The 9833-nt window shown below is 66.7% G+C and carries 11 protein-coding genes; 3 read left to right on the forward strand and 8 right to left on the reverse strand.

Translation table 11 applies throughout. The features are described 5' to 3' along the window. From ABW137_RS35895 to ABW137_RS35905, 3 genes are all read right to left on the reverse strand, one after another. A partial coding sequence (locus tag ABW137_RS35895) for a serine/threonine-protein kinase (protein WP_526407744.1) occupies positions 1 to 1138 on the reverse strand: 1138 nt, incomplete at its 3' end. 57 nt (positions 1139 to 1195) lie between these two features. Next, on the reverse strand, positions 1196 to 1744 hold the full coding sequence (locus ABW137_RS35900) for a Chromate resistance protein ChrB (RefSeq protein WP_526407746.1): 549 nt from the start codon (positions 1742 to 1744) through the stop codon (positions 1196 to 1198). Between the two features lie 201 nt (positions 1745 to 1945). Further along, positions 1946 to 2383 carry a pyridoxamine 5'-phosphate oxidase family protein gene (locus ABW137_RS35905; protein ID WP_526407748.1) on the reverse strand — a complete coding sequence of 146 codons (438 nt, stop codon included), beginning with the start codon at positions 2381 to 2383 and terminating at the stop codon, positions 1946 to 1948. Positions 2384 to 2545: 162 nt separating this feature from the next. Here ABW137_RS35905 and ABW137_RS35910 point away from each other — a divergent pair, with 162 nt between their 5' ends. Continuing rightward, positions 2546 to 3622 (forward strand): glycosyltransferase family 4 protein, encoded by a 1077-nt coding sequence (locus ABW137_RS35910; RefSeq protein ID WP_526407750.1) that lies wholly within the window; start codon positions 2546 to 2548, stop codon positions 3620 to 3622. Between the two features lie 57 nt (positions 3623 to 3679). On the opposite strand, the gene ABW137_RS35915 is transcribed toward ABW137_RS35910, so the two are convergent. Beyond that, a complete protein-coding gene (locus tag ABW137_RS35915) occupies positions 3680 to 4102 on the reverse strand; it encodes an anti-sigma factor (protein ID WP_526407752.1) in 423 nt (140 codons plus the stop codon). A 236-nt stretch (positions 4103 to 4338) separates the two neighbouring features. Between ABW137_RS35915 and ABW137_RS35920 the strand changes: the two genes are divergently transcribed. Next, positions 4339 to 4677, forward strand: coding sequence for an STAS domain-containing protein (locus ABW137_RS35920; protein ID WP_526407754.1), 339 nt, complete (start codon positions 4339 to 4341; stop codon positions 4675 to 4677). 47 nt (positions 4678 to 4724) lie between these two features. Here the strand turns inward: ABW137_RS35920 and ABW137_RS35925 are convergent, their stop codons facing one another. Together ABW137_RS35925 and ABW137_RS35930 are read right to left on the reverse strand one after the other, a co-directional pair. Then, on the reverse strand, positions 4725 to 4955 hold the full coding sequence (locus tag ABW137_RS35925; protein WP_526407756.1) for a hypothetical protein: 231 nt from the start codon (positions 4953 to 4955) through the stop codon (positions 4725 to 4727). A 502-nt stretch (positions 4956 to 5457) separates the two neighbouring features. Then, positions 5458 to 6492, reverse strand: a complete 1035-nt coding sequence (locus ABW137_RS35930) for a YhjD/YihY/BrkB family envelope integrity protein (RefSeq protein WP_526407758.1) — start codon at positions 6490 to 6492, stop codon at positions 5458 to 5460. Between the two features lie 212 nt (positions 6493 to 6704). On the opposite strand from ABW137_RS35930, the gene ABW137_RS35935 reads away from it, so the two are divergent. Beyond that, positions 6705 to 7298 (forward strand): TetR/AcrR family transcriptional regulator, encoded by a 594-nt coding sequence (locus tag ABW137_RS35935; protein ID WP_526407760.1) that lies wholly within the window; start codon positions 6705 to 6707, stop codon positions 7296 to 7298. Positions 7299 to 7333: 35 nt separating this feature from the next. Here ABW137_RS35935 and ABW137_RS35940 read toward each other — a convergent pair whose 3' ends face one another. After that, positions 7334 to 8506 carry an NAD(P)/FAD-dependent oxidoreductase gene (locus ABW137_RS35940; RefSeq protein ID WP_526407762.1) on the reverse strand — a complete coding sequence of 391 codons (1173 nt, stop codon included), beginning with the start codon at positions 8504 to 8506 and terminating at the stop codon, positions 7334 to 7336. Positions 8507 to 8618: 112 nt separating this feature from the next. After that, positions 8619 to 9833, reverse strand: a 1215-nt coding sequence (locus tag ABW137_RS35945; protein ID WP_526407764.1) for an alpha/beta hydrolase, incomplete at its 5' end; no start/stop codon positions are given.

Here is a 9833-nt window from a genome sequence, read left to right on the forward strand (position 1 = left end):
GTGGCCCTTCGGTGCTCGTCGTCGTGGTGGTCGAGGTGGCGGTGGTGGCCGTGCTGCTCTGCAGCGGGGCGGACGGCGACGTGTCGCTGATCGTTGGGACCGTGGGACCAGCCGGTTCGTCCTTGCCGAACGGGGACGTCAGAACCCACAGGGTCGCTGCCAAGAGCAGGCAGGCCGCAATCCCAGCAATGGTGGACAGCGTCGCGACACGACGCCTCCGGTTGGTCGGCGGCGACGTGATCACACTGGCCGGGCTCATCGGCGCCCCCGTGCCGATGGGGGCAGTGAGCACGAGGGTGGCTGGCCTCTGCTGTGGCGGCGGGGGCGGGCCTGCGGGGTTTGGCAGCGATGAGCGCATGTCGGCCGCACTGACGAAGCGATACTGCGGGTCGCGCGCAAGGGCGCGCTCGATGGTACGGGCCAACGGCGGGGCCACCACCGGGCACAGCGAGACGATGGCTGGCGGTGTGTCATGGAGGATGGCCCGGGTCAGCGGTCCAAGTTCGTCATGGGGAAAGGGCTTTCGGCCACAGAGTGATTCGTAGCCGATGCAGCCGACCGCATAGAGGTCGTCCGTGACTTCTGCTCGTCGCCCGGCGAGCCGCTCGGGGGAGAGATACGCCAGTGTCCCGACGATCTGACCGGCCCGCGTGTAGGTGTTGGCGTTGGTCTTCGCAATGCCGAAGTCGACGACTTTGACGCTGCCCTGCGGGGTGAACAGAATGTTCGCAGGTTTGATGTCGCGGTGCAGGACCCCGGCCTCGTGAGCGACGGTCAGCGCGGAGAGGACATCGGCGAGGATGGACTGCACCCGTTCCTGCGGTAGCGGACCACTGGCCAACACGTCGGCGAGGGTGTCGCCCGGCAGGCGTTCCATCACGATGTATGGCGTACCGTCCTGCTCCCCGTAATCGTAGATCGTGACGATGTTCGGGTGGTTGAGTGCGGCAGCGGAGTGGGCTTCCGATTGAAAGCGCAGGCGACTCTCGGTGTCGGCGTCGAACGCCGAGTGGAGGAGCTTGACGGCGACCGTGCGCTGCAGGCGGATATCCCAACCATCGCGGACTTCGGCCATTCCGCCCCGACCGAGCACACCGCGCAGTTCATAGCGATCACCGAGGCGCGTGGGTGTAGTCATGTCAGGACGCCAGCCATCGGGCCTGGTGCGGCCTCGTCTGGACCTCGCGAGTTGCAATCACATCTGGTGCAAGGTCGTGAACACCAACTCGGTGTACTCGCTCAACCGCTCGGCGCAGTGTTTGAGTTGGTCACCGGCATCGACGGAGTTGGGTGCGCCGAAGAGGTCGCGTGCGGACAGTTCCCGGTGCCATCGGCGTAACCGTTCCAGGCTTTGTTCTTCTTCCTCGAGTTCGGCCAAGGTGAACTTGCTGATCCGAATCTCCTTGTCGATCTCGGCATCGAACTTGGCGCACTCCGAGAGGAATTCGGCCCACTCGGCCTGCCGCTCGGCGGTGAAGAGCGACTCGAGGCGGGCTGCGTCCGCCTCGCCGCGACCGGTGGCAGTCATCACGATGGCCTCACCCTCACCCCGCCGCGCCAATTCGACGGTTCGTGCGATCCCGTCACTGAACACCGGTGCATCAGGCACGATCCAGAGGCCTTGTCCTAGTGGCAGTGCACCCGTACGCCGCAACTCTCGCCATACCGCGACCCGATGGCGGGAGGGCTCGGCTGGCACGCGCACCACCAACACGACCCACCGCACCGCATCCACCGCCGCCACGGCGCACATTGTAGCGGCTGTTACATTTGCCCGTAACGGCAGAGACCCCTCGGTGGGACGAGGAGTCTGCATGACCCGCCGTCGTGATCGTCTCGACGGACCCCTCTGGGGCGCACGGCAACTCGGATGGCGGCGGCCGGCCGCGACGCCGTGGCGGTGCGGCCACGTCACGCTGCCAATCCGTTGGACGAAGGACGTGGGCTATCCGAAGTCCATGAAGTCGTCAGGCTCGGAACCAAACGTGAAGCGGCGCCCGGAGATGCTGGTGGGCAAGATCCGGATGTAATGGAGCTTCGTCGTTGCCGTCCATGGCATCACCTGGGCACGCTCGGCGTCCTCGACCTCGGCCGCGCTTTGCAGCACCTGGGCTACTCCCTTCACCACGACGCTCCATCCGTGCATCACGTCGTGGTGGTCGGCCTCGAAGGCGACACAGTGGTTCTCGGCGACGGCAGACAGTTTGGCTCCCTCGGCGGTCCGAATGAGCACGGTGTGGCGTTGCACCACGAAGTTGACCGGGAAGACGTCCGGCTGCCCGTCCCAGCTGGTCACGAACCGGCCCAGCGTGCAGCTGGACAGCAGCGCCCAACTTTCGTCCGCGGTGATCGAAGCGATCGGTTGTGCCGCTGATTTGGTCATTTCTGTGCCTCGGTTCCGGTGCAACATGCGCAGTCGCCGCCAGCAACGACACTAGGACGGTGACGTGCGCCGCGGCCCTGGCTTTCGTCACTGTCTGGTGGGCACAAAGTCCTCCGTCGTGCCGCTGACGGCGTTGCTCATTCGGGGAATGCTCTGCTGGCAGTGACCCCGGCGTACGGTGAGCACATCCTCACTCCTCGTCACGACGCTGCGGGCGACCCCATCCGAGTCGCCGTGCTCGCGCCGATCGCCTGGCGGACACCGCCTCGGGCCTACGGTCCGTGGGAGCAGTTTGCCTCGCTGCTCACCGAGGGCTTGGTGGCCGCCGGACACCACGTGACGCTGTTCGCGACCGCGGACTCGATCACGACGGCCCGCCTGTCCGCGATCTCGCCGTGCGGCTGGTCCGAGGACGAGACGATCGACGCCAAGGTCGCCGAATGCCTGCACGTCGCCTCGGTGTTCGAGCGGGCATCCGAGTTCGACGTCATTCACAACGGGTTCGACTTCCTGCCGTTGACCTACAGCAACCTCGTCGCCACCCCGGTGGTCACGACGATCCACGGGTTCTCCTCGGAGCGCATCGTTCCGGTCTACGCACGCTACGACGACACCACCGCGTACGTGTCGATCAGCCACGCTGACCGCCATCCCCTGCTGCAATACGCCGCCACCATTCATCACGGAATCGACGTCGCCGAGTTCGCCGTCCATCCGCGTCCTGGTGAGCACCTGTTGTTCTTCGGTCGGATCCACCCCGACAAGGGCACTGCTCAGGCCATTGAGGTGGCACGCCGGTGCGGCCGTCGATTGCAGATTGCCGGGATCATCCAGGACGAGCACTACTTTCGGACCGAAGTCGAACCGCATCTCGACGGCGACCGGGTCCGCTACCTGGGCGCCGTCGACCGCGCGGGGCGGGCGGAGGTACTCGGTAGCGCATACGCTCTGCTTCACCTGATCGACTTCGACGAGCCGTTTGGCTACAGCGTGGCCGAGGCGATGGCCTGTGGCACACCGGTCGTCGCCAACGCGCGGGGCTCCATGGGTGAGCTCATCGACCACGGCGTCACGGGCTATCTGGTCGACGACGTCGAATCAGCGGTAGCCGCAGTCGCTTCGGTCGGCGAGCTGAGCCGGCCCAACATCGCCGAGCTTGCCGCCAGGCGCTTCGACGTCACGACGATGATCGATGCGTACGTCGGGGTGTACCGCGACGTGATCGGCCGCCAACCCTAAGTCCTGGCTGCCCGGCCAGCCGCACCCGTCGGAAACGAGCCCGGAGGTACGCCTGTGTCACAGTGCGTCGCGGTTCACGGTCAAGGTGATGCCGCGGACTGCTTCGGACTCGCTGACGCTGTTTGGCTCCCTGATGATGGCGACGCCGTCGGTGAGAGCGGTCAACACTTGCCACCCGAAGTCTCCCTCGTCGTACAGATCCTCTGGGGCATCCTTGCTTTCGAGGGAGACCACTACTGCGTCGTCGCCGGCGACGACGCGCCCGGTTATCGGCACCGCAGTCGACGAGGATCGAAGGACGAGTCGGCTGACCACCTCGTCGACTGCCAGCCTCAGATCGGCGACGCGGTCGAATCCGAGATCGGCCTCGGTGGCGATCGCTGCGACCACGATGCGCGTCAATCCGACGTGGTCGTGCCCCGCCAGGAGACGAATCTCGACCTCGCGGGTGGTGCCGTCAGGCTGTCCGGCAGCGCTCATCGCTCACCACGGGTCACGTCGGTGGGGTCGGCCGGACGGGCTATTGGGCGGTGGCAGGGGGACATCTTCATGTGGTGCCCCGTGAGCGGTCGCGCTACACGTGATCTGGAGGCCGATGCATCGCGGCCCACTCGGGGAGCGGGTCGAGGGGATACCGCTAAACTGCTGGGGTCGTGCACTTGTCGCGTACCGGCGCGGCCCGACCCAGGGACGAACACTTGCCACCCTCGAATGCCTTGACCGTCGCCACCCTCCAGCGGGAAGGGGTGACGATCGTCGCCGTGACCGGTGAGGTCGACTTCGTCACGGCGCCCGAACTGCGCAGTGTGATGGACGAAGTGATGGCCGAGCGCCCCGCAGCAGTGGTGATCGACTTGTCGGAGGTGACGTTCTTGGCGTCGGTGGGCCTGCAACTCCTCATCGAGGTCAACGACGCGATCTCCTCGACCGGGCGGTTCGCCGTCGTCGCCGACGGGTCCGTGACGCGCCGGCCGTTGGAGCTCATGAAGTTCGACGAGATGTTCGGTCTGCATCGTCGCCTCGAGGAGGCGCTCGCCGACGTCGGGGGCCGTTGACGCGCTGCCCGGTCGTCCACAACGAGCGCCGCAGGTCACGTGCTGGCCTATGTGCGGTGATACCCGCTGGCATCGACGCGCAGCCGCAGTTTGGCGTCCCCGAGCACATCGATCATCTCGCTGAGCGCACGGGTCGAGAGGTGTAGATCGGGGTCGCTGCGCATGCGTAACCGCGTGTCGCACGCCTTGGCGATGAGGTGCTCGATGTCGACGACCAGTTCGTGCATCGCCGCCGTGACGTCCGGTGCGGAGGTCGGCCTAGTCGGGATCGCGGTCATGGGAGGTTCGATTCCGGTGACGCCACGTCCGTCGTGGTGACGAGACGTCGATCGGGTGCTGGAGCGGGGCCGCCGAACAGTCGGAGCGAGGGGTCGCCGAATAAGGAATGTGGTGGCATGTCGTGCGCCGTGTTGGCCGCGTCGGGCATAACGACATCTCCTTCGCGTGTTCGTCAACTGCGGTCGGCATCTGAGTCAACGTGTTACCCGCTTCGGGCGGAACCCAATCACACGGCGGGCTACGAACTACGCGTGCATGAGAGGCGTTGTGCGATAGCGTGTTCCGGGTGAACCGCGCTGCGTCGCGACCTGGGCTGACCCGGCCGTCCGCCGCGGTCGCTGAAAGCGTTTCCGCTGCAGTATGTTCGGGCCGTAATCCAGTGCGTCATGGCCTCGCCGGTGTCGATCACCACCGAATTGCCGCCAGCGTGGAACCAGTCCAGCGCCGAGGGGGCGAACCCGCGGGGCCACCGCGAAGGGTCCACCGACACCAGACGCGGCGTTACTCGATCACCCGGCTCTGAGGAGCTGCCTGGGAGTCCGGAGATGAGGAGTCAGGCGATGAGCCAGGGATGTCTGGCCGTCGTGCTCCGTCGAATCGCACGCTGACTTTCTGAAAGCCCTTTACCCGTTCGGCTTTGGCCTTGCGGGTGTACGTCCTGCGGTCGGCGGATGTGAGATCGACGTCGTCGACGAACGGTGTCAGGAGTGCTCGCGGGTAGAGCCGGTCGACGCGGACGACGTTCACCTCGGCGCACAGCACCAGACTGGTCGAGATGAGGAAGAGGAAGGCGAGCAGACCCAAGACGAGCGCGAACACACCGTTGGTGGCGGTCGCCGTCTTGACGGTGTGGGAGACGTAGGTGGCGCCGAACCACTGGACGAGCTGCCAGATCACGGCGGCACCAAGGGCTCCCGGCAGCACCTGCCGATAGCTGAGGTGACGGGTGGTGGTCACCCGGAAGGCGACGAGGCAGATGATGGCATTGATCGTCACGGCGGCAACCGTCAGTCCGGTCTTGCCTATCCAGCCCAGCGTCTCGGTGGCGCGAGCCCCCGCCGACAGCGCGGTAGCCGTGATCGCGGCAGACCCCAGGATGATCAGAAGCAGCAGACTGCGCATCCGTGACCGGATGGGATCGGGCCGGATGTTGCGCGGGACCGCCCACACCGTGTCCATCGCGTTCTGGATGGCCTGCCCGACCCCGAGGCCGCCGTACAGTGCGCCTGCGATGCCGACGACGACGGCCACCGTGCCACCGCTGAGTTGCTCGGGCTGCTCCAGCTGGCTGCCGATGACGGGGAACTGAGCCAGGGTGGATTGCACCACGTCTTGTTGGAGTTCGGGGTGCCCCGCGAGCACCACGCCCAGCCCGGTCGTCATCAGGAGCAACAGCGGAAACAGGGAGACGAACGAGTAGTACGTGATCAGCGCCGCCAGATAGCCGCCCTGGTCATCGACGTACTTGTAGATGACGGCGATGAGGAAGCCAAGACTTGGGTGGCGCCGCTGCAGGCCGTCGAGCCAGTCCACCATGTCCGGGCACCCTTTGAACGGCAGCTTTAATCGATGAGTCCTTCCGTACCCGGAATCGAGCGGCACAAACGCTGCGCCGACCGGCCTGACGAGCCTCCAGCGAGCTGGCAGGCGATGGGTCATGGTGGTCATGCCACGGGTGGCCGGACGTCGTAACGGTTGGGACCCCGTCGGTATCGACGCTAGAAGGCCTAGCGATGCTAGACTTGGGGATGGCCATCGACGACCGCCGCGAGCGTGAGCGGGCCGCCCGGCGGCGGTTGATCATCACGACGGCCCGCGAGCTGGCCGAGGCGGAGGGCTGGGAGGCCGTCACCACCCGTCGCCTGTCCACCGAGATCGAATACAGCCAGCCAGTGTTGTACAAGCACTTCGCCGGCATGGAACAACTCGCTGATGCCGTCGCCATCGAGGGGTTTGGTGAGCTCGCGACCATGATGCGGGACGCTCGGCTGCACGCCGACGCGGCGCGCGACGCCCTAGCCCGGATCGCTCGCGCCTACCTCGACTTCGCCCGCAACAACCCAGCCGTCTACGACGCGATGTTCGCGCGAGCGACCACCTTGCGCTTCGCGGCCCAGGACACACCACCTCAGCTCACGGCGGCCTTCGCCGAGCTGCGCCACGCGGTCGACTCCGTTGGTGACGGACAGGACGTGGACGCGCTCACCGAGGTGTTGTGGGCCGCACTTCACGGACTGGTCACCCTTGGCCGTACCGGCCGACTACGCCCTGGAAACGACTCGGAACGTCTCCAACTGCTCGTCGAACAGTTCACCGGTCGGGCGTCCTCCGACCGTCGGTGAGTCGCCAAGCGCGTCTACGCACCGGCCGGAGCGCGCTAGACGATGTTGGTCTCTGCTCGCGCCCCGCCCGCCGTCGCATCGGCGAATCGTCCGAGGGTGAAGCCGCTGATGTCGTAACCAGGCGTCTTGCCGTGATAGAGGTCGCAGATGATCTCCCCGGTGGCCGGCCCCATCAGGAAGCCATGGCCCGAGTAGCCGGTCGCGACGAGTAATCCCTCCACCTCGCCTGGACGATCGATGATCTGATTGTGGTCCGGGGTGATCTCGTAGAGCCCCGCCCATCCCGTGCGGATGCCGTAGTCGAGTACCGCGGGCGCGCAACGCTCGGCGATCTCACCCACCCCCATCAGCCACTGGTCCAGTTCGAACTTCAGGTTGAAGCCGGGCTGCTCGCTGGGGTCGGACCACCCCAGCAGCAGGCCGTTGCCCTCGGGGTGGAAGTAGAAGTTGGACGGAAAGTCGATGGTCAGCGAGGGCGAGCGGGCCGGCAGTGCGGCCAGCGGCTCGGTGAATGCGATCTGGCGGCGCACCGGAGTCACGGGAATGGTCAGATCCACCATTTCGCCGATCCGACGCGACCATGCGCCGGCGGCGCAGACGACCGTGTCGGTCGTGATCGCCCCCAAGGTGGTGACGACCCCGGTGATCGCGGAACCGGACCTGGTGATGTCGATGACCTCGCAGTGGCGAATGATCCGGGCGCCGTGCCGGCGGGCGGCGGCGGCGTAGCCCGCGACGACCGACTCGGGAGTGGCCTTTGCGTCGTGCGGGGACCAACATGCCCCAAGCAGGTCGTCGGTCCGGATGAGTGGTGAAATCCTCTGTGCCCGTTCGGCATCGACGATCTCACTGGGTACCCCGTGCCGGTTGTGCCGGGCAACTTGGTCGGTGAACTCGTCGAGGCTGGCCTGGTCCGACAGCAAGTACAGGTAGCCGTCGCGGCGGAAGTCGATGTCCTGACCGTAGAGCTCGGTGAAATTCGCGTAGACCTCGAGGCCGCGCATGCCGATGGCGATGTTGGCGGCATTGCTGAAGGTGGCCCGCACGCCGCCCGCGGCCTTCGAAGTCGATCCGCTGGCTAGTTCGTGGCGTTCGACCAGGACGACGTCGGGCACGCCAGAGGCGGCGAGATGGCAGGCGATGCTGGTTCCGATCACGCCGCCACCGATGACCACGACGGACGCGCGTTCGGGCACGGTCTTGGTCACGTGGTCGGCTCTCCCTTCCGATCGCCGATGGCGACGACTGTACGAGATCGGCGGTCCCGGTGGCACTCGGTCCATCCGGAGCCCGACCACGTCGGATCGGAGGCGATCCGAGTCAGGGAACGGGACGCACCCCGGAGCCGCGGTTGGCCTGGACGATGGCTGGGGGAGGCGACGAAGTGGTGTTGGCCGGGAGCGGCAGGGGTGTGCTGTCGGGGGTGCCCAACCGCCCGGCCAACCAGGGCAGTGCCGCGCTGAATGCGGCAGTCGCGAACGTCCAATCGTGGTTGCCGGGCTGGGCGATCACCGCGCACTCGAGGCCGTATGCCCGGCCCAGCTCGCACAGCGAATGGGCTGCGCCGTCCTGACCCCCGAGGTTGGCTTCGCGGTTCGATGACGGGGCGACCGCGAACCAGCCCGAGACGCCTTGATATCGACCGTGATTGGTGATGACGTGATACGGATCGAACGAAGCCCACGCCTTGGCGTCGCCACCGAACAGTCGGGCGATCGTCTGCACCTTGTTGCCCGCGTTGGGTGAGGCGTCCCCGGCGATGTCGACGAACGCGTTGAACACGTCGGGGTGCATCACCGTCAAGTCGAGGGCACAGGTGCCGCCCGTCGAGAACCCGGCCACGCCCCACCGGGCGGGGGCGGCACTGACATCGAAGTGCGCGATCATGAACGGGACGACCTCCTTCGTCAGGTGGTCCGCGGCGTTGCCGCGGGTGCCGTTCACGCATTCGGTGTCCACGCCGAACGTCCCTCCCGAGTCGACGAATACCAAGACCGGGGCGTTGCCCCCGTGCGCGGCGGCGTAGGCGTCGGCGGTGCTTGCCGCACCTCCGATGCGGACCCAGTCCGCTGGGGTGTTGATCTCGGCGCCGATCATCATCACGACCGGAAGTGGGGGCGGCGGCGAACTGGCAAACCACGACGGCGGCAGATACACCAGCTCCCCACGGTGCGGGAAGTGCGAGACATTCGCCGCGACGTCCACCGGGACGATCACGCCGTTGGTCGGTATCACCCGACCGCGTTGCATCGCAGCCACGGTGGCCTCGTCGGTCTGGTGGGGCAAGTGCGCGGCCGTCAGCTGGTTCCACGCCGAGTAGACCGTCGGGACGTAGCCCACCCACGCGTTGAGCACCAGCGCCGCGCTGAGTAGACACAAGACCGTGGCCGCCAGTGCCGAAGCCCGCCGCCGCCATCGCATGCGCCGCCACCCCAGGGCGACGGCGCCGACGGGCACTCCCGTGAGCACCAGCCAGGCCCACAGCGCTCCCGGCGGTGGCCCACCGATCAGTCCCGTCGTGCCGAGGTAGCAGTT

Origin of the sequence: Mycobacterium sp., from assembly GCF_040509115.1 — a bacterium.
Taxonomy (GTDB): domain Bacteria; phylum Actinomycetota; class Actinomycetes; order Mycobacteriales; family Mycobacteriaceae; genus Mycobacterium.